We start from the raw sequence: 22,852 nt of genomic DNA, 5'->3' as shown, positions 1-22,852 counted from the left end.
AACAAATACCAGTCACAATCGCTCCGCTTCGCGGCCACAAATTGGCCGCGATTTTTAACGAGAGTGCGACTCGCTCCTTCAACTGGGGAGGGTGTTTTGTTCGTAGTCAGAAATTACGTGACCATGTGCGGCACGGTCGCTTGTGCCCTGGGTATTGGTTACCTGATGCAATATGGTGCGCCTGCGCAACCGAATGGCGCGCAGGAACCCATCGCCGTGGCTTCTGTCGCGGATCAGGCCTCGGTCATTGCCGGGCTTGAGCGTATCGTGCAAACCTCTTCCTCTGACGAGACCCCCTCGCAACCGATTGAGCGCCCTGCGCCGAAGGCAGCTCAAAAGCACACCAACTGCAGCATCAGCGCGCGTGCCACCGCCCAAATGGGTGCCAATGCACGGCTGCGGATCAAGGCCCCCTGCCGCAGCAACGAACGTGTTGAGATTCACCACAGCGGTTTGACGCTGACACAGCAAACCGACGAAAACGGTGCCTTGGACCTGACCATTCCGGCCCTGTCCGAATACGCCATTTTCCTGATCTCATTCGAGGATCAGACCGGCACGGTCGCCACCACTCACATCATGGACATTGACCAATTCGACCGGGTCGCATTGCAATGGCAGGGTCAGACCGATCTGCAAATCCACGCCTTGGAGTTTGGTGCTAGCTATGGTGAGCAGGGGCATATCTCGGCCAATAGCGCATCGCAGGGCGCGGGTTCCGTGGTCCACCTGGGAAGTGCGAGCTTCAATGATGGACAGAATATCCAGATTTACTCGTTCCCGGCTGCGCGTTCGGAACAATCCGGCTCGGTCGCTTTGACGGTTGAAACCGAAGTGACCGAAGCCAATTGTGGCCGCGATCTGAACGTCCAGTCGCTTGAACTGCGCAGCGATCGCCGGCTGCGGTCGCGCGATCTGATCCTGACTATGCCGATGTGTACCGAAGTCGGTGAGTTTCTGGTGTTGAATAATCTGTTCCAAGACCTGACAATCGCGGCAAATTAAACCGCAGGCAGGCTCGACCTTCTCATGACACGTATTCGTGCGGCGCTGGCCGTACTGTTTTCTGTTTCGCTGGCTGTTTCAGCCGCCGCACAGGATATTGTTCTGACATCGCATGATGGCAAGATCGAAGTTTCCGGCACCCTGCTGGGCTTTGACGGTGAATTCTACCGTGTCGACACCCAGTTCGGAGAGCTGACGGTTGATGGGTCCAGCGTCACATGCGACGGCCCGGCCTGCCCCAGCCTGACCGATTTCGTGGCCGAGGTCCGGTTCTCGGGATCATCCGTCATGGCCGAGACGGTCCTGCCTGCCCTGATCATCGGCTTCGCTCGGCAAGAGGGTCTGACAGCAACCCCATCGCGCGTGGATGAACGCAGCTTTGCCTATGAGCTGCGCCAGCCAGACCGCACGGCCCCTCTGGCCCGCCTGTTCTTTCGCGTTGGAACGACGGATCAGGGGTTTGCCGACCTGATGGACAACGACGCTGATATCGTGATGGCGCAACGCGAAATCCGGGATGAGGAACGCAGCGCGGCCGAGGCCGCAGGTCTGGGCGATCTGACCCATCCCCGCCGCGCGCGGATTGTGGCGCTGGATGCGATCGTGCCGGTGGTTGCGCCAGAGAACACCGTTCAACAGATCTCACCTGCGGATCTGGTCCGTGTTCTGTCGGGCGAGATCACCAACTGGACAGATTTGGAAGGGCCGGACGCTCCGATTGCCCTTCACACGCCAGACGCCGGTTCAGGCTTGTCCCAGGATGTCGAGGATCAGCTTTTGCGCCCCGCTCAGACAGAGTTGTCGGAAGGCGTTCTCCGCCACCAGCGCAATCGCGATCTTGTCCAAGCAGTGGCAAACGACCCGTTCGCGATCGGCATCACCACGCAGGCGGCCTCGGGCCCGACCCGCGCACTGCCTTTGGCCGGCGGCTGCGGACATGCGCTTGCGGCGACCCGCCAGTCAATCAAGACCGAGGACTACCCGCTGACTTCTCCGATGTTTCTCTACCTGCCACAACGCCGCCTGCCTCGGATCGCGCGCCAGTTTCTGGCCTATACCCGCTCAGCCGACGCGCAGATGGCCATACGGCAGGCCGGCTTTGTCGATCAGGCGACCGAGAACCTGCCCATGGGGCTGCAAGGCAATCGGCTCGCCAATGCGATCGTTTCCGGCGGGGCCGAGGTCGGACTGGAAGAGCTTCAACACATGGTCGAAACTCTGCGGCCATTGTCTAGACTGTCGATCTCCTTCCGGTTCGAGCCGGGAAGCTCTCGCCCGGATGCGCAATCGCGGTCTAATATTCTGCAATTGGCCCAGGCGCTTGAATCCGGCAGTTTGACCCCTCGCAAGCTTGTCTTTGCCGGGTTCAGCGACGGGGATGGAGGCGCTAGCGCCAATGCCCGGATCGCTCATCGCAGGGCACAAACCGTGCGTAATGCGGTTCTGGCCGCCATTGAGACCGAAATCCCCGACAATATCGAGATCACAACCGAAGGTTTCGGAGAAGCGATGCCCATGGCCTGCGACGACACTGAGTGGGGCCGAAAAACAAACCGCCGGGTTGAGGTTTGGGTGAACTAGAGAGTGACGATGTCGGACAGAAACTCGGACGAAACCGCCTCTGCAAGCAATGAGGGTTCCGCCAGCCGCGCGGAGACCATGTATGATCTCTAGATACGCGACGCTTTTTCCGGCGAGACGCAAAAAAATGTAAGACCCTGTGACGCATTTGGCTAGAGGCAACATGGGCGAAAGCGAGAAACTGTCCTCATCGATATGAATCGGACAACCTGGAACTCTCAAACCAGATAGCAATTTCAGTCGATAGGGCAATCGACAAGAAACACGAGTCTTCCCGTCACAGATACCCCTCTGACCGAAAGCTCAGCTCGGTTGATTTTCCGATAATCAGATGGTCGTGCAGCGTCAGCCCCAAGGCCGTGCAGGCATTCTGTATGCGGTTTGTCATGTCGATATCCGATTGCGACGGCGTCGGGTCGCCGGAGGGATGGTTATGCACCAAAATCAGGGCCGAAGCGTTTAACTCCAAGGCCCGTTTCGCCACCTCGCGCGGGTAAACCGGGACATGATCGACGGTGCCCTTAGCCTGCTCTTCATCCGCGATCATCACGTTCTTGCGGTCAAGGTAGAACACGCGAAACTGCTCAATCTCTCGATGCGCCATCGTTGTGTGGCAATAATCCAGCAAAGCATCCCAGCCTGAGATCACGTGGCGCTGCATCACCCGCGCGCGGGCCATACGATGGGCACAGGCCTCTAGGATTTTCAGATCGGTGATGACCGTTTCCCCAACGCCGTTGATTTGACGCAACCGCTCCTCTGGCGCAGTCAATACGCGGTTGAAGTCCCCGAACGTATCCATCAGCAGGCGGGCCAGAGGTTTCACATCCTGACGCGGGATGGACCGGAACAGCACCAGTTCCAGCAACTCATAATCCGGCATAGCGCCTGAGCCGCCAGACATGAAACGTTCGCGCAGCCGCTTGCGATGGTCTTTGATGTAGGAGGGTAACCGACCCGTCGGCAGCGGCTGCGCTGGCGCTTCGTCCGTGTCGAAAAGCATTGGGGCTTCGGCAAAGGCGTCCTGTGTCATGGGCCTCACCTTGGCGCAGAATCGGTTTCTGAAAGGTTAACGCGCCTCACCGGCCATGCGCGCTGTGGCGCGGCGTACCAGCATGTGCAGCAGGATCGAGAACACGCCCAAAGTCAGCATGGCTGCAAACATCAGATCGGTCTTGGCCCGGCCATTGGCCAGCAGCATCAGGTAGCCCAACCCTTGCGAGGACCCAACCCATTCGCCGATCACCGCGCCAATCGGTGCATAAACCGCCGCCAATCGCATCCCCGAGGCCAGCGAAGGCAACGCCGCCGGGATACGGATGTGCCACAGAACCGAACGCGGGCTTGCCTGCATCGTGCGCGCCAGATCAAGGTACCCGGGCGGGGTCCTCATCAGACCGTCAAAGAAAGATGAGGTGATCGGGAAGTAGATGATCAGAACCGCCATCGCGACCTTGGACCAAAGGCCGTAGCCCAGCCACAGGGTCAGCAGCGGCGCCAGCGCGAATACCGGCAGAGCCTGGGTGAACACCAGCATCGGCTGCACCAACACCCGTGCGGCCCGCGAATTAGCCAGCTGCAGTGCGGTGACGACGCCTAGAACCGTACCAACCGCCAGGCCAATCACGACCTCAACCGCGGTAATCCAAGTATGTTCCGCAATCACCCAGCGGTTCTGCCACCAGGTCTCGGCCACAAGCGCCGGACCGGGCAGGATGAATTTGGGCAGGCCGGTCAGGCTGACAATCGCCTGCCAGACGGCCAACGCAAACAGGGTTGCGGCGAGGGCAGAGAGGAGTTTCATGCCGCCTCTCTCAATAGTTTCAGTAGCGCGCCTTGGGTTTCCAATGTCTCCAGATCATCCACATGGCGCGGTGCGGGCGCGGCAGGCGGAGCACAGGGCGTCAGCCCCTGCTGCGTCATCACGACGATGGATTGGCCCAAACGTGCGGCCTCGGCCGGGTCGTGGGTGACCAGAAGGACCGTCCGGCCCTGCAGCGCCTCTGCGGCCAGATCCTGCATGTCCGCGCGGGTGCGCGCGTCGAGGGCCGAGAATGGCTCATCCAACAGCACGATGGGGCGATCTTCCATCAGGGTCCGCGCCAAGGCGACGCGCTGTCGTTGGCCTCCGGACAGCTCCGACGGTTTCTTGGCCATGTGATCTTGCAGGCGCATCCGTTCAATCAGACGGTCCCGGCGATCCAGATCGGGTTTCTCACCCCGCAACCGCGCGCCGAGCGAGACGTTTTGCGCCACCGTCGCCCAAGGCAGCAGCAGGTCGTCCTGCGCCATATAGGCGACACGTGTTGGGACCGTTTGGCCATCGCTGGCCATGATCTGACCGGTGAAATCCGCGCCTGTCTCCAACCCTGCGATCAGGCGTAGAACCGTGGTTTTGCCAACGCCCGATCCACCTAACAGACAAGTCCACTGTCCCGCCCCAAGGGTAAGGGACAGCGGTGCGAACAAGGGCGTATCGCCAATACTCGCGTGTCCGCTGATAGTTAGATCGGGCGCCGGGGTCATGGGGTCAGACCCATTTGCCAGAAATTGACCTCTAGCTCTGTGGCGGTTCGGAAGGTCTGGCACAGACGATCCCAGCGCGGAGAGGCCTCGATATCCGCCCCAAGACGTCGTGTTAGAGCCGAATCCAGCAGTTCGCCGGCCGCCTTGCACGCACCCTGGTAGTCCTCACCAGCATAGGTATTGATCCAGTCGCGATAGGTCTCGGATGTGGCCTCGGAGGCCAGTCGAGACCCGATTTCTCCGTATCCGATCACACAGGGTGCCAGCGCTGCCAGCAAGTCCAACAGATCGCCACTATACCCGGCCTCCAGCACGAACCGCGTATAGGCAAGATTTTCGGCACGTTCCGGGGTTGCAAACAGCTCCTCCTGAGAGATACCGGCCGCTTCGCAGGTCCCGATATGCAGCTGCATCTCTTCTGCGACCAAAGCGTTCACGGTGCCCACAGCCGTCAGCATTTCGGAATGCGTTTCTGATTTCACTACCGCCAACGCCCAGGCGCGGCTGAAATGAATCAGGAACACATAGTCCTGACGCAGGTAATGCAGGAACGCCTCACGGGGCAGAGAGCCGTCCTTCATCCCTTCGACAAAGGCGTGGCGGGTATAATCCCGCCACGGCCCCTGCGCCGCATCACGCATCAGCGTGAAGGCTTTGCCATAGTCGCTCATTGCGCCGTCACATCGATGGTGATGTCGCTGACCGGCAAAACGCTGTCGATCATGCCGCTTTCGTTCAGGAAAGTCTCGAACCGGGCGTAGCGGCCTGCATCAAATCCTGCCGGGCGCAGAGCGAAACGGGGCAGAGTGTCGACCCAGGCGCGGGCGTTCAGCTCATCCTGCAACTCGGGCGAGGTCGCGGCGAAAATTTCCCAACTCTTCTCCGGGTTGTTGACGATGTACTGGGTCGCTTTTTCGGTCGCGGCCAGAAAACGAGCGATCTTATCCTTGTCCATCGTCTCGGGGTTGGCGACGTAGATCAGCTCGTCATAGGACGGCACGCCCTCTTCCTCGATATAGAAGCAGGTGCCGGGACGGCCTTCGATATCCATCTGGTTCAACTCGAAGTTCCGATAGGCGCCGATCACCGCATCTACCTGACCGGTCATCAGCGACGGCGAGAGCGAGAAGTTCACGTTGATCAGTTCAACATCGTCCAGCGTCACATCGTATTTGCCCAGAACGGTGGTCAGAACAGCCTCTTCCACACCAGCGACCGAGAAACCGATTTTCTTGCCCTTCAGGTCCGCAGGCGACTTGATCGGGCCGTCTTCCAGAACCAGTAAGCAGTTCAGAGGGGTCGCAACCAGCGTGCCGACGCGTTTCAGCGGCAGGCCTTCGTGGATCTGCAGGTGCAATTGCGGCTGATAGGATACGGCCAGTTCGGCCTGACCTGCGGCCACCAGACGCGGCGGGGCAGAGGGATCGGCGGGCGGCACGATCTCGACCACTAGCCCCTGCTCGGCGAAGTACCCGTTTTCCTGCGCCACGATGATGGGCCCATGATCGGGGTTGATGAACCAATCCAGAAGAACGGTCATCTTGTCTTCAGCCCAGGCCGGCGCAGCGGCCAGAAGGGCGATGGCTGTCATCAGCTTTTTCATGTCTCGCGTTTCCTTTTCACTCACGAGGTTGAGGCCGCAACGAGGACAATCTCGCCCGACCAATCCGGTTCAATCTGCTCAGCCGCGCGCCAGGAGCGCAGGCCAGTTGCACAGCACAAAGCCAGTCGTTTTTCCTTGTTAGGCTCTGATTTCAGGTGCTCCACGTTTAAGCGACGTGCCAGAGGGTGGATGGGTTGAGGAGCTTCATCCTCGTCCCGAAGCTCAACAATCACATCATCTGAGGACAGCTGCGAGGCGGCAACGAAGGCAAAGGACTGCTCAGGCTCGGGCGCTGCGTCAAAGCGGAAGCTGGAGCTTCGGAATGTCTTGGCGTCTACCTGTACCATCAGGCCAAGGGGCGACGGGTCGAGGCCCAGGATCAAAGCCAGCGCCATCTGCGCCTGCATCGCACCGATCATGCCCACGACTGGCCCCAGCACACCTGCCGTGGCACAGCTCGCCCCGCTGGTCGGAGCCTCGGGGAACACGGCCCGCAGTGACGGTGCGCCGCCGCAGAAAACGCCCACATAGCCAGACAGGCCCAACACAGAGGCGCTGACCAAAGGTTTGCCCAAGGTCAGGCAGATGTCCGACAAGGTGTAGCTGGCGGCATAGCTGTCCGCACAGTCGAGGATCAGATCGGCCTGTGAAACAAAACCAGCCGCATTCTCGTTTGTTAGAGCCTGTCTATGCGCCACGACGTTGATTTCAGAATTCAAGGCACGACAACGATCGGCTGCAACTTCGGCCTTTGGGCGTCCGTAGTCTGCCTCAGTAAACAGCGTCTGCCGATGCAAGTTCGACAGGGCCACGTCATCCGCATCGAAGATCGTGAAATGCCCAACGCCTGCCCCGGCCAGCAAAGGCAGAACCGGAGCCGCCAATCCGCCCGCCCCGACAACCAGAACCCGCGCTGAGGACAGGCGCGCCTGCCCTTCGGCCCCGACCTCGGGCAGGATCATCTGGCGAGCGTAGCGGCTCATCTGGTGGCCTCGATCCACTGGCGCACCCGTGCCTCGGGGTCAGCGTTCAGGGTGATGTCCGTGACGACCGAGACGATGTCCGCCCCTGCCTCAAGCACGCCGGGCGCGCGTTCGACGCTCATACCGCCAATCCCGACCAGAGGGATATCGCCCACACGGGCCTTCCACTCGGTGACGCGCGGCAGGCCCTGTTGCTCCCACTTCATCTTTTTCAGGATCGTCGGATAGACCGGCCCCAGCGCGACATAGTCGGGGTCCATGGCCAGAACGCGCTCTAGTTCATCATCGTCATGGGTAGAAACGCCCAGCTTTAGACCCGCTTTTCGGATCGCCTTGAGGTCGGCATCGTCCAGATCCTCCTGCCCCAGATGGATCCAGTCGCAGCCCGCATCAATCGCGACCTGCCAATAGTCATTCACCACCAAAACTGCGCCATGCTTATTGCACAGATCGCGAGAGGTCGCGATCTCGGCCCGGACAACATCTTCCGGCTGATCCTTCATGCGCAGCTGCACCAGTTTTACACCCAAGGGCAGCATCCGCTGCAGCCAGTCCGAGTGGTCAAAGATCGGGTAAAAACGGTCCAAGCTCATGACAGGAAAGCCTTTCCAACAACGGGGGTTGAGGGTTCGGCCATGTCCCGCGCCTCGATCGGGTCGGCCTGATGCGCCAGCTGCCCAGCCTCAACTGCGCGCATCATTGCCTTTGCCATCAATGCAGGATTACCAGCACGGGCGACGGCCGTGTTCAGCAATACGGCGTCATATCCCAGCTCCATCGCGTGGGCCGCATGGCTGGGCAGGCCTATCCCGGCATCAATCACCAACGGCACATCCGGGAACTCGGCCCGCATTGCGCGCAGGGCGTATTCGTTGTTCAGACCGCGGCCCGACCCAATCGGCGCACCCCAGGGCATCAGGACCTCGCACCCGGCCTCAAGCAGGCGCTCGCCCACGATCAGGTCGTCTGTGGTGTAAGGGAAGACCTCGAACCCGTCCTCGGTCAGTATGCGCGCGGCTTCGACCAGCTGGAAGACGTCCGGCTGTAGGCTGTCGGTATGGCCGATCAGCTCCAGTTTGATCCATTTGGTCTCAAACACTTCGCGGGCCATATGCGCGGTGGTCACCGCCTCTTTCACCGTGTGACACCCGGCGGTGTTGGGCAGCACCAGCGCGCCCAGATCACGGATCATCTGCCAAAAAGTCTGCCCGGCCCCCGATTCCCGCCGCAGAGAGACAGTCGCCACACCCGCGCCGCCGTCGCGGAACGCCTGTTCTAGGATAGCAGGGCTGGGATATTGCGCGGTGCCCAGCATCAGCGGGTTGGGTAGATCGACGCCGTAAAAGCTTTTCATCCTCACCCTCCTTGCATCGGCGACAGGATTTCGACCCGGTCACCTTCGGACAGGGCATGGGCAATGCGCAGGCTGGAGGGCACGAATTCCTCGTTCACCGCCGTTGCGACACGGCCCGAGAAGCCGCATTCCTCTAGCAGTTCTGCCAAGCTGGAGGCCTTTACCTCCTTGGGGTCGCCATTAAGCACGATCTTCATCGACCATCTCCGAATGTTTGTTCTCAAGCGCCAGATCGGCCACGCCTTGTGCCAAGGCAGGGGCCAACAGGTAGCCATGGCGGTAGAGGCCATTGGCATAGATCGTCCGACCCAAGCGTCGGATACGCGGCAGGTTGTCAGGAAAGGCAGGGCGCAGATCGACGCCGATTTCCAGCACCTCAGCCTCACCAAAGGCCGGGTTCAAAGCGTAGGCCGCGCTGAGCAGTTCCAGCATTGAGCGCGCGGTGATACGGCTGCTGTCTTCGCTTTCGATCATGGTCGCGCCCAGCATGTAGACGCCCTCGCCACGCGGAACGATGTAGAGCGGCATCCGCGGATGCAGCAGGCGCACTGGACGGTTCAGCGTCACATCGGGGCAACGCACCACCAGCATCTCACCCTTTACGCCACGCAGGTCATGCAGGTATTCGCGCGCACGCAGCCCTCGACAATCGATTGCGTTTTCCAGCTGTGCAGGTGCCAGTTTGCGGTGGAATTCGACGCCCTTGTCTTTGAGACCTCGGTGCAGGTCTAGCAATGCCTGACGGGGATCAAGATGTGCTTCTTGGTCGAAGTACAATCCCTTTCCGAATCCATGTAAATCAGGCTCTAAATTGGCGATTTTCGCCCGGTCTACCTCTGAATAGGAGTTCGTCCGGCGGGCAAATCTGCGTAAGTCCGGGATGTCCCGCGCATTTGCCACGACCAGAGTACCGCATCGTTGCACTTGTGTTCGGGAGGCCCACCACTCGATGGCGGATTGACCCAGCCTGAGGACAGGTTCCTCCGCGTTTTCATACTCACACCACGGGGCCAACATACCGCCCGCCCACCAGGAACATCCATGCGGACCCGGAAGGCCGCCTGGATCGAAAACCTGCACCTTTGCCCCGCGCGAGACCAGCTCGGACGCAACGGCCAAACCGGCTACACCGGCGCCTATGACGGACCAAAGGGTCACGCAGGCCAAACCCGGTGGAAGTGATGAACAGGTCCGTGGCCCGCGCCGATCTTCAGCTCATCGGCCCGCATGATGGCGCTCTGCAGATACTCATGCGCCTCCGTCACGGCATCGGCGAGGGTCAGGTCCTTGGCCAAACCGGCAGCGATGGATGAGGACAGCGTGCAACCCGTTCCATGGGTGTTTCGAGTGGCCTTCCGAGGAGCTTGAAATTCGGCAATCACCCCGGTTTCGTCGATCAGCAGATCATGGCAGACATCCCCCTTGCCATGACCGCCCTTCATCAAAACCGCTTGCGCACCCAAAGCGCACAGCGCTTTGCCCTGTTCAACCATCGCCTCAGGCGTGTCGGCATCACCTCGATCCAGCAAACATGCCGCCTCGGGTAGGTTTGGCGTCAGAACGGTTGCACGGGGCAGCAGAACGTCGCGTAGCGTTTGAACTGCCTCATCGGCCAGAAGAGCGTCACCGGATTTCGCAATCATCACGGGGTCCAGAACAACCGGTCCTTGAAACTCGGAAATCCCCTGCGCCACGGTCTCAATAATCTCCGGCGTCGCCAGCATTCCGATCTTGATAGCGCGCACATCCAGATCGCTGAGCACCGCTTGGATCTGGGCCGAGATGACCTCCGACGGAATACCATGCACGGCCGTAACCGCCTGCGTGTTCTGAGCAGTAACGGCGGTGATCACGCTGGCCCCGAAAACGCCTAAAGCTGACATCGCCTTGAGATCGGCCTGAATGCCCGCGCCGCCGCCGCTGTCGGATCCTGCTATGGTCAAGGCAATAGGTGCCACGTCGTTGCTCCATCTATTGTGAGCAACTCGGGCATGGAAAACGTCTGTTTGCTTTAGACCGTTCCCTACGCCGGAATTGCCCGGATCAGGTTCGATGGGTTAGCGCTTGCGCCTCTCAGCCCTTCGATAAGGGCACCCCAACGGTTGATGCGGACAATCTCAGGACCGGTCTGGAAAATCAAGCCTCAATCCGCGTATCGTATGGCCAATATCTTCAATAAAATAAGGCCAGAGGAACGGTGGAGTTTGCGGGAATCTGCCGCAAGCTCCGAAGCTATTTGCGACAGCAGAATGAAGGATCACATCCTTTGGAAGGCCGAGCCACCCGGCGACAGATACGTGTGAGGCGGCGGGATCAGAACCTCGATCGAAAAAGGCCGCCCCAGTTGGAGCGGCCTGAACTTAGCTTTTCATCCCGTCCCAGAAGGACTTCACGGATGAGAAAAAGCTTTTTGATTCTGGATGGTTATCCTCACCCAAATCATCGAACTCACGCAAAAGTTCTTTCTGGCGAGAGGTGAGGTTGACCGGAGTTTCCACAGCCAGTTCGATGAACATGTCACCGATGCCACCACCCCGCAAAGCAGGCATGCCCTTTCCGCGCAGGCGCATTTGGCGGCCCGACTGGCTGCCCGCCGGGATCTGCACCCGTCCGCGCCCGCCATCAATGGTCGGCACCTCGATGGACCCGCCCAGCGCGGCTTTGGCCATGCTGACAGGCACGCGACAATAGAGGTTCACGCTGTCACGTTCGAACAGTTTGTGGTCCGAGACCTCAACAAAGATATAGAGGTCACCCGGAGGGCCGCCGCGCATACCGGCTTCACCCTCACCCGCCAGGCGGATGCGTGTACCGGTCTCAACGCCAGCTGGGATATTGACCGAAAGCGCGCGTTCTTTTTCCACACGACCCGCGCCATTGCAGGATTTACAGGGGTTTTTGATGATTTGCCCAAGGCCCGAACAGGTCGGACAAGTCCGCTCAACGGTAAAGAACCCTTGCTGCGCCCGGACCTTACCCATGCCTGAGCAGGTTGGACATGTCGTAGGTTCAACACCACCCTCTGCACCCGAGCCATCACAGGCCGAACAAGCCACGGCTGCGGGGACGTTTATGGTTTTCTGCAGGCCCGAGAAAGCCTCTTCCAGCGTTACGCGCAGATTATAGCGCAGGTCGGACCCGCGTGCGGCGCGACGTCCACCGCCGCCACCACGTTGGCCGCCCATGAAATCGCCGAAGAGATCATCGAACACATCCGAGAACGCGCTGGAGAAGTCACCCTGCCCAAAGCCACCGCCCGGACGGCCACCACCGCCCATGCCGTTTTCAAAAGCGGCGTGACCAAAGCGGTCGTAGGCGGCTTTTTTGTCGGCATCGCGCAGCACGTCATAGGCTTCGTTCGCTTCTTTGAACTGCGCTTCGGCATCCGGGTTGTCTTTGTTGCGGTCGGGATGCAATTCCTTGGCTTTCTTGCGAAAACCTTTCTTGATCTCATCCGCAGATGCGCCCTTGGTTACACCAAGCACATCATAGTAGTCGCGTTTTGACATCAGTTTTCCCTTCTGCCTCAACGTAATCGGGCCGGCCCGGCAAGCGGACCGGCCCAGATTGGCCCGGTTACCGGTTACTTACGCTTGTCGTCGTCCAGATCTTCGAACTCGGCGTCGACAATGTCATCATCCGCAGGACCCGCATCTGCTGCTGCAGGCTCCTCCTCGCCCTCTTCGGCTTGCGCCTTGTAGATGGCTTCGCCCAGCTTCATGGCGGCTTCGGTGACGTTCTGGATGCCGGACTTGATCTTGTCGGCGTTCTCTGTTTCCAGCTCGTCCTTCAGCGCGGCAATTGCCAGCTCAATGGCTTCGATGGTGGTCGGATCAACCTTGTCGGAATGCTCTTCCATCGACTTCTCGGTCGAGTGGATGAGGCTTTCCGCCTGGTTCTTGGCGTCGACCAGCTCGCGGCGTTCCTTGTCGGCTTCCGCGTTCTCTTCGGCGTCCTTGACCATCTTTTCGATGTCCTCGTCGGACAGACCGCCCGAGGCCTGGATGGTGATCTTCTGCTCTTTGCCGGTGCCCTTGTCCTTGGCCGAAACCGAGACAATGCCGTTGGCGTCGATGTCAAAAGTCACCTCGATCTGAGGCATACCGCGCGGTGCGGGCGGGATGTCTTCGAGGTTGAACTGACCCAGGATCTTGTTGTCCGCGGCCATTTCACGCTCACCCTGGAACACGCGAATGGTTACGGCGTTCTGGTTGTCCTCGGCGGTCGAGAAGACCTGAGACTTCTTGGTCGGAATGGTCGTGTTGCGGTCGATCAGACGGGTGAACACGCCACCCAGCGTCTCAATACCCAGCGACAGCGGGGTCACGTCCAGCAGAACCACGTCTTTAACGTCGCCCTGCAGAACACCGGCTTGGATAGCCGCGCCCATGGCAACAACTTCGTCCGGGTTCACACCTTTATGCGGCTCTTTACCGAAGAATTTGGTGACCTCTTCGATCACTTTCGGCATCCGGGTCATACCACCGACCAGAACAACTTCGTCCACGTCAGCAGCCGACAGACCGGCGTCTTTCAGAGCGGCGGCGCAAGGCTTCATCGACTTTTTGATCAGGTCCGAAACCAGCGATTCCAGCTTGGCACGGGTCAGTTTCATGACCATGTGCAGCGGCTGACCGTTCGAACCCATTGAGATGAACGGCTGGTTGATTTCGGTCTGCGAGGTCGAGGACAGCTCGATCTTGGCTTTTTCAGCGGCTTCTTTCAGACGCTGCAGGGCCATCTTGTCTTGCGACAGGTCAACACCGTGTTCCTTTTTGAACTCGTCCGCCAGATAGTTGACGATGCGCATGTCAAAGTCTTCACCACCCAGGAAGGTGTCACCGTTGGTCGACTTAACTTCGAACAGGCCGTCGTCGATTTCCAGAATGGTCACGTCGAAGGTACCGCCACCAAGGTCATAGACCGCGATGGTTTGGGTTTCTTCTTTATCCAGGCCATAGGCCAGAGCAGCCGCTGTCGGTTCGTTGATGATGCGCAGAACTTCCAGACCGGCAATTTTACCGGCGTCTTTGGTGGCCTGACGCTGTGCGTCGTTGAAGTATGCTGGAACGGTGATAACCGCCTGCGTGACTTCCTCACCCAGATAGCTTTCTGCGGTTTCCTTCATCTTGCCCAGAGTGAAGGCCGAGATTTGGCTTGGGGAGTACTTTTCACCGCGGGCTTCAACCCATGCGTCCCCGTTGCCGCCATTTACGATGGCATAGGGCACCATTTTCTTGTCTTTTTCGACTTCGGCATCATCTACACGACGACCGATCAGACGCTTGACGCCAAAAATCGTGTTGTCGGGGTTGGTGACCGCCTGACGTTTTGCAGGCTGACCGACCAGTCGCTCATCTTCAGTGAAGGCGACGATCGAGGGCGTGGTCCGCGCCCCTTCGGCGTTTTCGATGACCTTCGGCTGCGAGCCATCCATGATCGCAACACACGAGTTGGTGGTGCCTAGGTCAATCCCGATTACTTTTCCCATATTTTCAATCCCTTTCTCTTCAAGGCGATGTCCCGAGGGCCGGACCCGTTATGGCATCCCGTCCCCGATCTGATGTGCGCGACAGCACTACACCATCGCGCGTCCCGGCGTATATAAGGGCCGGACCAGAGGCCTGCAAGCATTCTGAATTGCAGGTTTTCGGGAATCTGCGGCCTTTTTTGGCAAGGATTTGGTAAGGAATGGGGAATCCGGCATGGCTCGGCTGCTTTTACGGGGATTTGAGATCAGGAAAGGCTATCTGGACAATGCCGCCCAGCGCCGGCTGATCGATGCGCTGCGCCCGATTCTGAAATCTGCACCCCTGTTCCGCCCCGTGACACCATCGGGCAAAGAGATGTCGGTGCGCATGACGTCTGCCGGAGATTTGGGCTGGGTGACGGACAAGGCGGGCTACCGCTATCAGGACCAGCATCCCGGGGGCATGAACTGGCCCAAAATCCCCGAACGTGTCCTTGCGATCTGGCAGGATCTGGTGGGCCCAGAGCGCGCACCGGATTGCTGCCTGATCAACTACTACGGCGAAGACGCGAAGATGGGCCTGCACCAGGACAAGGATGAGGCCGATTTTTCGTGGCCTGTGCTGTCGGTCTCGCTCGGCGATGACGCGCTGTTCCGCATCGGCAACACAACACGCGGAGGCAGGACGGAATCCATCTGGCTGAACTCGGGCGATGTGGTGATCATGGGCGGCCCAGCGCGATTGACCTATCATGGCGTAGACCGCATCCGGTTCAAGTCATCCAAACTGCTGCCCAAAGGCGGGCGGATCAACCTAACCCTGCGCGTTGCGCGTTAGCGGCGCGCGCTCCAACTTTGTGAGACGTGTTTCTTGGTGAAGAAAACGCCCAGCAGGCCGATCATTAGCAGCGCGACGCCAACCCAGACTGCGTATTCCCAGCTTGTGTTGCGCGGGTAATAATTTCGAAACACATAGCCTCGACACTGGTCGATCAAATGAAACAGGGGGTTCCAAGCGAATAACATCAACATGTATCCGCCCAGCGCATTGGCTAGAAACATCTTGCCAGAGAAGATCATTTGTAACCGTCGGTACACCGTGGTCAGTATGCCTGCCGTCATTGGAAACCAAGGTCGCAGCGCCATCAGAACCAGCCCAACAGCGCATCCTGTGAACCACGACAAAAGCACCATCGCAAAGGCAGGCCCCGGCTGTTCGATCACCAATGGTTTTACTGCGGCATGGTAGATGAACAGGATGACAAACATAGTCACCATCATGGTGTAGAGCGTCCCGAGCGCCGTGGCCACGATCGTGATCACCATGTTCATAGGTGAGTGCAGCATCATCGGGTTGTTGCCCGCTCCCACACCCGCGACCTGTTTCACAGCCCGGATATGCAGCAAGAACAGGAACACGCCCGACAAGAGATACAAAACAAGGTCACCACGCACCTTGGCCACCCGCGTGCCCATAAAGGACATAATCAAGTAAAACACCAGCACCATCACAAGGACCTGGATAATACTGCGCAAAATCGCGACCACCGCGTTTGCGTGTTGGGTCCGGATATCGCGCACAACCGCATGAAAGATCAGCTCGGCCGTGGTGAAGGCACCACCCAGCAGGGTCTTGTTATTCCTGAAATAGAACACGTGTCGGGTCTTTCCTGCTCTGTTGACCTCAGTCTTTCACGAATACCTTGCCGTTCGGTAACCAGCACATCATAAGTCCGTCACCACATTCGATCAACAAACCACCAAATCGGAGCTTTTTTGTGACCTACGACGCCCTTATCCCCGTCATCCGACGTCTGGCACTGGAAGCCGGTGACAAGATCATGGATATCTACAACTCGGATACGTTCGATGTGAAGGTCAAATCCGACGAAAGCCCCGTGACCGAGGCTGATGAGGCCGCCGATGCGTTGATCTCAGAAGGGCTGCGCGCCGCCTTCCCCGACATCCTGCTGGTGACCGAAGAACAGGCCGCCTCGCATTCCGAAAAGGGCGAAACATTCCTGATCGTTGATCCGTTGGATGGCACCAAGGAATTCATCAATCGGCGCGGAGATTTCACCGTCAATATCGCACTGGTCGAAAACGGTACCCCCACGCGCGGTGTCGTCTATGCCCCTGCGCGCGGTCGCATGTTCTACACCCAAGCCGATGGGCAATCGGTCGAGGAAACCGGCACATTGGACAAAGCCCACGCGGGGGAGATCACGCCGATTTCAGTCTCTAACCCGGACAATTCCGCCCTTTTGATCGTTGCGTCTAAGTCGCACCGGGATCAGGCAACCGAGGATTACATCAACAAGTACCAGGTGCAGGACAGCAAGAGCGCGGGCTCGTCCCTCAAGTTCTGTCTGGTCGCAACGGGTGAGGCGGATCTCTACCCGCGGGTCGGGCGCACGATGGAGTGGGACACCGCCGCCGGGCACGCTGTGCTGGCGGGGGCAGGTGGTCAGGTGGTCCGGTTCGACGACCACACACCGCTGACTTATGGCAAGGACGCCTATGCAAACCCGTTCTTCATCGCCTACGCTCCGGGTGTTGAGTTGAAGGAAGCCTGATGTCCGTTCTGATCGCCATTCCCGCCCGCTATGCCTCATCCCGCTATCCGGGCAAACCTTTGGTGCCGCTGACCGGCGCAACGGGCAAAGCCTTGACACTGATCGAACGCTCCTGCCGGGCGGCCAAGTCAGTATCAGGCGTGGACAAGGTGGTTGTCGCCACAGATGACGACCGCATCCGGGAGGCCGCCGAGGGGTTCGGGGCCGAGGTCGTGATGACCTCGGAAACCTGCCAGAACGGTACCGAACGCTGTGCCGAGGCACATGAGGTTTTGGGCGGTGGCTATGAGATCATCGTGAACCTGCAAGGCGACGCGCCGCTGACACCGCATTGGTTTGTCGAGGACCTGATCTCGGGGCTTCGAGCGGCACCAGAGGCGGGTGTCGCCACGCCCGTTCTGCGCTGCGACGGGGATGCTCTGAACAGCCTACTCAATGATCGCAAGCACGGGCGCGTTGGCGGAACGACTGCCGTTTTTGCCAGCGATAACAGCGCGATGTATTTCTCGAAAGAGGTGGTGCCCTTCACGTCCGACAGCTATGCGGGCACAGATCCAACCCCTGTGTTTCACCATGTCGGCGTCTATGCCTACCGACCGGATGCGTTGGCCGCCTATCCCAGTTGGCCCACTGGCCCGCTGGAGCAGTTGGAAGGTCTGGAACAGCTGCGCTTCATGGAAAACGGCCGCAAAGTTCTATGCGTCGAGGTCGAAGCCAAAGGCCGCCAGTTTTGGGAGCTGAACAACCCTCAGGACGTGCCCAAGATCGAAGCGATGATGGCAGTTATGGGGCTGGAGTGATCCCTTTTCCCCCTGACCGAGCCTGCCAAGTTGGCTTAGAAGCACCCAACTATGACCACTGGACCTGATACAAAAACGATCCTTGTCACAGGTGGTGCGGGGTATATCGGCTCTCACGCTTGCAAGGCGCTGGCGCGAGCAGGCTTTGTGCCGGTGACCTACGACAATCTTGTCACCGGTTGGCAGGATGCGGTCAAGTTTGGCCCGTTTGAGCGGCGAGACCTGCTGGACCGTGCACGGTTGGATGAGGTTTTTGCCAAATATCAACCTCAGGCCGTGATACATTTCGCAGCGCTCAGCCAGGTGGGAGAAGCCATGAAACAACCCGCGCGCTATTGGTCAAACAATGTGACTGGCTCGCTAACTCTGATCGAGGCCGCGGTGGCCTCAGGCTGTCTAGATTTCGTATTTTCCTCGACCTGCGCAACCTATGGCGACCACAACGATGTGGTGCTGGATGAGGATACGCCCCAGCACCCGATTAACGCTTATGGAGCCTCAAAGCGCACAATCGAGGAAATACTGCGGGATTTTGAGGCTGCTCATGGCCTGCGCCATGTGATCTTCCGCTATTTCAATGTGGCCGGTGCCGATCCCGAAGGCGAGATTGGAGAGCTCCACCGGCCTGAGACCCATCTGATCCCGCTGATACTGGATGCAATTGATGGCAAACGGAATGGCTTGACTGTGTTCGGCACAGACTACGACACGCCAGACGGCACCTGCATCCGCGACTACGTGCATGTTTGCGATCTGGTCGATGCACGTGTCCTGGGCTTGAACTGGCTGCAGCAGGGCAAGGACAGCCGTGTGTTCAATCTGGGTACCGGCTCGGGATTCTCGGTTCTTGAAGTTATCGAGCAGTCCAAAACCGTCACCAACCGCACTGTTGCCTACAACGTCGGACCGCGCCGCGCAGGTGATTGCACCAAGCTGGTGTCAGGCTCGGAGCGCGCCGAAGGAGAGCTGGGCTGGAGGCCAAAACGCTCAACGATAGAGACTATGATTACCGACGCGTGGCGCTGGCATCAAACCGGCACCTACGAGAAATGAGCCGCCGTTGACCCCCGTCAGCACCCAGCTTCCCCGCATCAGCCCGGCCCAGAAATACCGGCTGCATTGGAAACGGCGTAGGCTGCTGTGGCAATCCTGGCGCAGCCGGCACCAGTTGGCCTGTTTGCAGAACAGAACCTTGGACATCCAGCGCGGAAATATTCTGACCTTCGTCACCCTGCGCAACGAGTTGGAACGTCTACCGTGGTTTTTCCGGCACTACCGCGCCTTGGGCGTCGACCATTTTCTGATCGTGGATAATGGCAGCGACGACGGATCCACCGAGTATCTCGCGCAGCAACCTGACGTTTCGCTTTGGCACACTCAAGCAAGCTACCGCGCCGCGCGCTTTGGGCTGGATTGGCTGACCTCGCTGCAAATCCGGTATGGCCACGGCCATTGGTGCCTGACAGTCGACGCGGATGAGTTGCTGATCTACGCGCATCAGGACACCCGACCCTTGCAAGACCTTACTCGTTGGCTGGAGGGGCAAGGCCGCGCCGGGTTCGGCGCTTTGATGCTGGATCTCTACCCGAAAGGCCCGCTGGGGTCGCAAACGCACGACCCGGAAAGTGATCCGACCGAGGTCCTAAACTGGTTCGACGCCGGCCCTTACCGCGCGCAACGGCAAACCCCTATGGGTAATCTATGGGTCCAGGGCGGCGCGCGCGAGCGGGTGTTTTTCGCCAATACACGCCAGCGCTCACCGACTTTGAACAAGATTCCTCTGATCAAATGGTCCCGGCGCTATGCCTATGTAAACTCAACCCATTCCGCGCTGCCCCGACATCTTAACGCGCTCTATGATGGGCCGAACGGAGCCGCGCCATCGGGCCTACTTTTGCACACGAAGTTCCTGCCCGAGATCACCGCAAAGTCGCAGATCGAGAAAAATCGCCGCCAGCATTTTCATGATCCCGACCAATTCCAGACATACTATGATGGGATCATCGCGCAGCCGGATATGTGGACCGACCAGTCCGAGGCATATACCGGTTGGTTAAAACTACAGCAACTGGGGCTGATGAATGCGGGGTATTGGCCGGATCAGTAGGGTTAGGGTCACTAACCTGTTGTAAATGCATTGCCCCTCAAGATGAAAAAATGGCATAGTCGGCGGAATCCGGGTGTTGGACACTCAGCAATCAATCCGGGGAAGCTCGCGTCAATAACAAGGGTTGGGCAGTCGCGTGGGCCTTTTGGAATCTTATCGCATGAGGTTGCGGCGCAAGCGCCGTCTCGTGCGCTGCGTCAAAAGACGGCGTGAGCTGAAGCCCATCAGCACGAATACCGCCGCCATCCGCCCGTACGATGTGTTGCTGATGAGCGTTGTCCGTAATGAGAAGATCCGCCTGCCCTTCTTTCTGGACTACTACCGCAAGCTGGGCGTGAACCATTTTCTGTTTGTCGACAATTACAGCGATGACGGCAGCCTCGAGTTTCTGCGCACGCAGCCCGATGTCTCGGTCTGGCAGACGAAAACCAGCTACAAAAAAGCGGGTTTCGGGCTGGACTGGTCCAACTATCTGCTGCGCAAATATGCGCATGGACATTGGGTTCTGACCGTCGATCCTGATGAGTTCTTTATCTATCCGTTCTGCGACACCCGCCCGATCAGCGCGCTGACCGACTGGCTGGACAGCTGTGCGGTGCGCAGTTTCGGCACCATGCTGATCGACATGTATCCCGAAGGTCCTGTAGACGATGAACCCTATCACGAGGGTCAGGACCCGTTTGAAATAGCGCGTTGGTTCGATGCCGGGAATTACATGATTTCCAAGAACCCCGAATATAAGAACCTGTGGATTCAGGGTGGCCCAAGGGCCCGTGTTTTCTTTCAGGACAACCCCTCGAAGGCCCCGGCACTGAACAAGATACCCTTAGTGAAGTGGGATCGGCGCTATGTCTATATCAGCTCAACCCATTCGCTGCTGCCGAGGGGTTTGAACCAAGTTTATGACGAATGGGGTGGGGAAAAGACCAGTGGCGCGCTGTTGCATGCCAAGCTGATCAACACCCTAGGCGACAAGGCACGCGAAGAGATGCAGCGCAGGCAGCACTATCGCGGGTCCGGTGAGTACAAGGCTTACGCCAAACAGCTAGAGGAGCAGCCCATTTTTCGCTGCGATTGGTCGCAGCAATATATCAACTGGCGGCAGCTTGAGATTCTGGGCCTCATGTCGAAAGGAAACTGGGCATGAGTTCGCTTGGCATCGTTATGCTGGTGCATACCGCCCTGGACCGGGCGGAGCAGGTTGCCCGCCATTGGACCGCCGCGGGCTGCCCTGTTGTGATTCACGCGGACGGCAAGGTCGCCGAAAAGACGTATTCAAACTTTGTCGCCTCCTGCGCGGACAACCCCCTAATCGGTTTCTCGGAGCGTCATACGTGCGATTGGGGCCGTTGGGGTATCGTCGCGGCCTCACAATCCGCATCCGAGCAGATGCTGGAGAGCTTCCCGGACGTGCGGCATGTCTTCCTATCGTCCGGCGCGTGTCTGCCTCTGCGCCCGGTGCAAGAGCTGATCGACTACCTGTCCGACCGTCCCCGCGTCGATTTCATCGAAAGTGCTACTACCGCCGATGTCAGCTGGACGATCGGTGGGCTGGACCATGAACGCTTTACCCTGCGGTTCCCGTTTTCCTGGCGCAATCAGCGCAAACTGTTTGACGCCTATGTAAAACTGCAACGGGCGACCGGCATGCGCCGCAGCATCCCAGACGGTTTGACTCCGCATATGGGCAGCCAATGGTGGTGCCTGACGCGGCAGACCCTCTCGGCTATTTTGCAAGACCCCAGGCGTAAGGTCTATGACCGCTATTTCCGCCATGTCTGGATACCGGATGAAAGCTATTTTCAGACACTTGCGCGGCTCTACTCCACGCATATCGAAAGCCGGTCCCTGACCCTGTCGAAATTCGACTACCAGGGGCGGCCCCACATCTTTTACGATGACCACCTGCAACTGCTACGCCGGTCGGACTGCTTTGTTGCCCGTAAAATCTGGCCCCGGGCCGAGAGACTTTATCACTCTTTCCTGACCGACCAGACCAGCGCGATGCGGCCGGCCGAACCTAACCCGGGCAAGATCGACCGCGTTTTCTCCAAGGCGGTCGAGCGGCGCACTCATGGGCGAGATGGCCTCTATATGCAAAGCCGCTTTCCCCGCCACGGCAGCGAGAACGGTCTGACGGCTGCGGGTTATTCGGTGTTTCAGGGGTTCTCGGACCTGTTTGAAGAGTTCGAAACCTGGCTGGAAACTGCGACCAACACACGGGTTCACGGGCACCTCTTTGCCGCAAACCGCGCCGAATTCGCGCAGGATGAGACGATCACCAATGGCGCGCTCAGCGACAGTGCCACGTTGCGCGACTATAACCCCAAGGCGTTCCTGTCGAACCTGATCTGGAACACACGCGGTCAGCGCCAGTGTTTCCAGTTCGGCCCGCGAGACACGCAGGACATCAACTGGTTTCTGGCGCGGGACAAGAACGCGCAGATCTCGGTGATTACCGGGGCGTGGGCGATTCCGCTGTTCCGGTCAAACATGAACTTCGCCGATATCCGCTGCGAAGCTGCCCGCTTGCAACAGATCGAAAGCAAACAGCTTGAGGTGCTAAGCTCGGTTTGGACAAAAGCGCGTGTGCGGAGCTGGACGCTGGCAGATTTCATTGAGGCCCCGATGGAGCCTCTGCAAACCATTCTGGACGAGATCGCACCACAGACGTCCCGCCACCTGACCGAGGCCCCGCTTATGGTCGATCTGGCCGGCTTTGGGCAATTCCTCCAGAACCTCAAGAACCAGGGCATGCACCCGCAACTGATGGGCGACTTCCCCGTCGATGATGTGTTTGGAACCCGCACCAAGCCTTTCCGCAAACCTTATCTGGTGCAGTGATCC

Annotated in this window: 23 protein-coding genes and 1 riboswitch; of the genes, 9 read left to right on the top strand and 14 right to left on the bottom strand. The window is 59.1% G+C overall.

The features are described 5' to 3' along the window. The first annotated feature begins 96 nt into the window (after nt 1–96). Nucleotides 97–1,005: a hypothetical protein gene (locus ACR0I8_RS04270; RefSeq protein WP_170689503.1), complete on the top strand. Its 909-nt coding sequence runs from the start codon at nt 97–99 to the stop codon at nt 1,003–1,005. 24 nt (nt 1,006–1,029) lie between these two features. After that, nucleotides 1,030–2,586: a phosphate ABC transporter substrate-binding/OmpA family protein gene (locus tag ACR0I8_RS04265; protein WP_170689505.1), complete on the top strand. Its 1,557-nt coding sequence runs from the start codon at nt 1,030–1,032 to the stop codon at nt 2,584–2,586. 277 nt (nt 2,587–2,863) lie between these two features. Here the strand turns inward: ACR0I8_RS04265 and radC are convergent, their stop codons facing one another. From radC to dnaK, 13 genes are all read right to left on the bottom strand, one after another. Beyond that, nucleotides 2,864–3,619, bottom strand: coding sequence for a RadC family protein (gene radC / locus ACR0I8_RS04260; RefSeq protein ID WP_170689507.1), 756 nt, complete (start codon nt 3,617–3,619; stop codon nt 2,864–2,866). A 36-nt stretch (nt 3,620–3,655) separates the two neighbouring features. Continuing rightward, nucleotides 3,656–4,390 (bottom strand): ABC transporter permease, encoded by a 735-nt coding sequence (locus ACR0I8_RS04255; RefSeq protein ID WP_170643454.1) that lies wholly within the window; start codon nt 4,388–4,390, stop codon nt 3,656–3,658. Next, entirely contained in the window at nt 4,387–5,112 is a 726-nt protein-coding gene (locus tag ACR0I8_RS04250) for an ABC transporter ATP-binding protein (RefSeq protein WP_170689509.1), read from the bottom strand. The genes ACR0I8_RS04255 and ACR0I8_RS04250 overlap by 4 nt, the downstream gene beginning before the upstream one ends. Next, nucleotides 5,109–5,783: a thiaminase II gene (gene tenA / locus ACR0I8_RS04245; protein WP_170689511.1), complete on the bottom strand. Its 675-nt coding sequence runs from the start codon at nt 5,781–5,783 to the stop codon at nt 5,109–5,111. The genes ACR0I8_RS04250 and tenA overlap by 4 nt, the downstream gene beginning before the upstream one ends. Further along, nucleotides 5,780–6,715 carry an ABC transporter substrate-binding protein gene (locus tag ACR0I8_RS04240; protein ID WP_170689513.1) on the bottom strand — a complete coding sequence of 312 codons (936 nt, stop codon included), beginning with the start codon at nt 6,713–6,715 and terminating at the stop codon, nt 5,780–5,782. The genes tenA and ACR0I8_RS04240 overlap by 4 nt, the downstream gene beginning before the upstream one ends. Nucleotides 6,716–6,735: 20 nt before the next feature. Continuing rightward, nucleotides 6,736–7,698: a HesA/MoeB/ThiF family protein gene (locus tag ACR0I8_RS04235; protein WP_170689515.1), complete on the bottom strand. Its 963-nt coding sequence runs from the start codon at nt 7,696–7,698 to the stop codon at nt 6,736–6,738. After that, the gene (locus tag ACR0I8_RS04230; RefSeq protein WP_170689517.1) at nt 7,695–8,291 is read right to left on the bottom strand and encodes a thiamine phosphate synthase; all 597 of its coding nucleotides are present in this window, start codon (nt 8,289–8,291) and stop codon (nt 7,695–7,697) included. The genes ACR0I8_RS04235 and ACR0I8_RS04230 overlap by 4 nt, the downstream gene beginning before the upstream one ends. Further along, complete coding sequence (locus ACR0I8_RS04225; RefSeq protein WP_170689518.1) at nt 8,288–9,052, bottom strand: thiazole synthase; 765 nt, start codon at nt 9,050–9,052, stop codon at nt 8,288–8,290. Before ACR0I8_RS04225 ends, ACR0I8_RS04230 begins: the two co-directional genes overlap by 4 nt. Nucleotides 9,053–9,054: 2 nt before the next feature. Next, a complete protein-coding gene (thiS, locus tag ACR0I8_RS04220) occupies nt 9,055–9,249 on the bottom strand; it encodes a sulfur carrier protein ThiS (protein WP_170380247.1) in 195 nt (64 codons plus the stop codon). Further along, nucleotides 9,233–10,210, bottom strand: coding sequence for an FAD-dependent oxidoreductase (locus ACR0I8_RS04215; RefSeq protein ID WP_170689520.1), 978 nt, complete (start codon nt 10,208–10,210; stop codon nt 9,233–9,235). The genes thiS and ACR0I8_RS04215 overlap by 17 nt, the downstream gene beginning before the upstream one ends. Beyond that, the gene (thiD, locus tag ACR0I8_RS04210; protein ID WP_170380245.1) at nt 10,207–11,010 is read right to left on the bottom strand and encodes a bifunctional hydroxymethylpyrimidine kinase/phosphomethylpyrimidine kinase; all 804 of its coding nucleotides are present in this window, start codon (nt 11,008–11,010) and stop codon (nt 10,207–10,209) included. Before thiD ends, ACR0I8_RS04215 begins: the two co-directional genes overlap by 4 nt. A 45-nt stretch (nt 11,011–11,055) precedes the next feature. Continuing rightward, a riboswitch (TPP riboswitch) is annotated at nt 11,056–11,160 on the bottom strand. A 252-nt stretch (nt 11,161–11,412) separates the two neighbouring features. After that, nucleotides 11,413–12,561 carry a molecular chaperone DnaJ gene (dnaJ, locus tag ACR0I8_RS04205; protein ID WP_170380244.1) on the bottom strand — a complete coding sequence of 383 codons (1,149 nt, stop codon included), beginning with the start codon at nt 12,559–12,561 and terminating at the stop codon, nt 11,413–11,415. Between the two features lie 74 nt (nt 12,562–12,635). Beyond that, on the bottom strand, nt 12,636–14,543 hold the full coding sequence (gene dnaK / locus ACR0I8_RS04200; protein ID WP_170380243.1) for a molecular chaperone DnaK: 1,908 nt from the start codon (nt 14,541–14,543) through the stop codon (nt 12,636–12,638). A 214-nt stretch (nt 14,544–14,757) separates the two neighbouring features. Here dnaK and ACR0I8_RS04195 point away from each other — a divergent pair, with 214 nt between their 5' ends. Further along, a complete protein-coding gene (locus tag ACR0I8_RS04195; protein ID WP_170689522.1) occupies nt 14,758–15,360 on the top strand; it encodes an alpha-ketoglutarate-dependent dioxygenase AlkB in 603 nt (200 codons plus the stop codon). Here ACR0I8_RS04195 and ACR0I8_RS04190 read toward each other — a convergent pair. Beyond that, on the bottom strand, nt 15,357–16,178 hold the full coding sequence (locus ACR0I8_RS04190) for an ABC-2 transporter permease (protein ID WP_170380241.1): 822 nt from the start codon (nt 16,176–16,178) through the stop codon (nt 15,357–15,359). The genes ACR0I8_RS04195 and ACR0I8_RS04190 overlap by 4 nt on opposite strands. A gap of 122 nt (nt 16,179–16,300) precedes the next feature. On the opposite strand from ACR0I8_RS04190, the gene cysQ reads away from it, so the two are divergent. From cysQ to ACR0I8_RS04160, 6 genes are all read left to right on the top strand, one after another. Further along, nucleotides 16,301–17,098 carry a 3'(2'),5'-bisphosphate nucleotidase CysQ gene (gene cysQ, locus ACR0I8_RS04185; protein ID WP_480702772.1) on the top strand — a complete coding sequence of 266 codons (798 nt, stop codon included), beginning with the start codon at nt 16,301–16,303 and terminating at the stop codon, nt 17,096–17,098. Next, nucleotides 17,098–17,898, top strand: a complete 801-nt coding sequence (locus ACR0I8_RS04180) for a 3-deoxy-manno-octulosonate cytidylyltransferase family protein (RefSeq protein WP_170689524.1) — start codon at nt 17,098–17,100, stop codon at nt 17,896–17,898. Before cysQ ends, ACR0I8_RS04180 begins: the two co-directional genes overlap by 1 nt. Nucleotides 17,899–17,949: 51 nt before the next feature. Next, nucleotides 17,950–18,951, top strand: coding sequence for a UDP-glucose 4-epimerase GalE (gene galE, locus ACR0I8_RS04175; RefSeq protein WP_170689525.1), 1,002 nt, complete (start codon nt 17,950–17,952; stop codon nt 18,949–18,951). 7 nt (nt 18,952–18,958) lie between these two features. Further along, nucleotides 18,959–20,005, top strand: coding sequence for a glycosyltransferase family 2 protein (locus ACR0I8_RS04170; protein ID WP_170689526.1), 1,047 nt, complete (start codon nt 18,959–18,961; stop codon nt 20,003–20,005). 160 nt (nt 20,006–20,165) lie between these two features. Next, nucleotides 20,166–21,152, top strand: coding sequence for a glycosyltransferase family 2 protein (locus tag ACR0I8_RS04165; protein ID WP_170689527.1), 987 nt, complete (start codon nt 20,166–20,168; stop codon nt 21,150–21,152). Then, entirely contained in the window at nt 21,149–22,849 is a 1,701-nt protein-coding gene (locus tag ACR0I8_RS04160) for a DUF5927 domain-containing protein (protein ID WP_170689528.1), read from the top strand. Before ACR0I8_RS04165 ends, ACR0I8_RS04160 begins: the two co-directional genes overlap by 4 nt. Nucleotides 22,850–22,852: the final 3 nt, after the last annotated feature.

It is taken from the genome of Ruegeria sp. BG9 (assembly GCF_056538305.1).
This window is presented reverse-complemented; position numbering and strand designations above follow the sequence as displayed.

Coding starts and splice junctions, on each gene's coding strand:
- ACR0I8_RS04265 (WP_170689505.1), top strand. CDS start 1,030: ATGACACGTATTCGTGCGGCGCTGGCCGTACTGTTTTCTGTTTCGCTG.
- radC (WP_170689507.1), bottom strand. CDS start 3,619: ATGACACAGGACGCCTTTGCCGAAGCCCCAATGCTTTTCGACACGGAC.
- ACR0I8_RS04255 (WP_170643454.1), bottom strand. CDS start 4,390: ATGAAACTCCTCTCTGCCCTCGCCGCAACCCTGTTTGCGTTGGCCGTC.
- ACR0I8_RS04250 (WP_170689509.1), bottom strand. CDS start 5,112: ATGACCCCGGCGCCCGATCTAACTATCAGCGGACACGCGAGTATTGGC.
- tenA (WP_170689511.1), bottom strand. CDS start 5,783: ATGAGCGACTATGGCAAAGCCTTCACGCTGATGCGTGATGCGGCGCAG.
- ACR0I8_RS04240 (WP_170689513.1), bottom strand. CDS start 6,715: ATGAAAAAGCTGATGACAGCCATCGCCCTTCTGGCCGCTGCGCCGGCC.
- ACR0I8_RS04235 (WP_170689515.1), bottom strand. CDS start 7,698: ATGAGCCGCTACGCTCGCCAGATGATCCTGCCCGAGGTCGGGGCCGAA.
- ACR0I8_RS04230 (WP_170689517.1), bottom strand. CDS start 8,291: ATGAGCTTGGACCGTTTTTACCCGATCTTTGACCACTCGGACTGGCTG.
- ACR0I8_RS04225 (WP_170689518.1), bottom strand. CDS start 9,052: ATGAAAAGCTTTTACGGCGTCGATCTACCCAACCCGCTGATGCTGGGC.
- thiS (WP_170380247.1), bottom strand. CDS start 9,249: ATGAAGATCGTGCTTAATGGCGACCCCAAGGAGGTAAAGGCCTCCAGC.
- dnaJ (WP_170380244.1), bottom strand. CDS start 12,561: ATGTCAAAACGCGACTACTATGATGTGCTTGGTGTAACCAAGGGCGCA.
- dnaK (WP_170380243.1), bottom strand. CDS start 14,543: ATGGGAAAAGTAATCGGGATTGACCTAGGCACCACCAACTCGTGTGTT.
- ACR0I8_RS04195 (WP_170689522.1), top strand. CDS start 14,758: ATGGCTCGGCTGCTTTTACGGGGATTTGAGATCAGGAAAGGCTATCTG.
- ACR0I8_RS04180 (WP_170689524.1), top strand. CDS start 17,098: ATGTCCGTTCTGATCGCCATTCCCGCCCGCTATGCCTCATCCCGCTAT.
- galE (WP_170689525.1), top strand. CDS start 17,950: ATGACCACTGGACCTGATACAAAAACGATCCTTGTCACAGGTGGTGCG.
- ACR0I8_RS04165 (WP_170689527.1), top strand. CDS start 20,166: ATGAGGTTGCGGCGCAAGCGCCGTCTCGTGCGCTGCGTCAAAAGACGG.
- ACR0I8_RS04160 (WP_170689528.1), top strand. CDS start 21,149: ATGAGTTCGCTTGGCATCGTTATGCTGGTGCATACCGCCCTGGACCGG.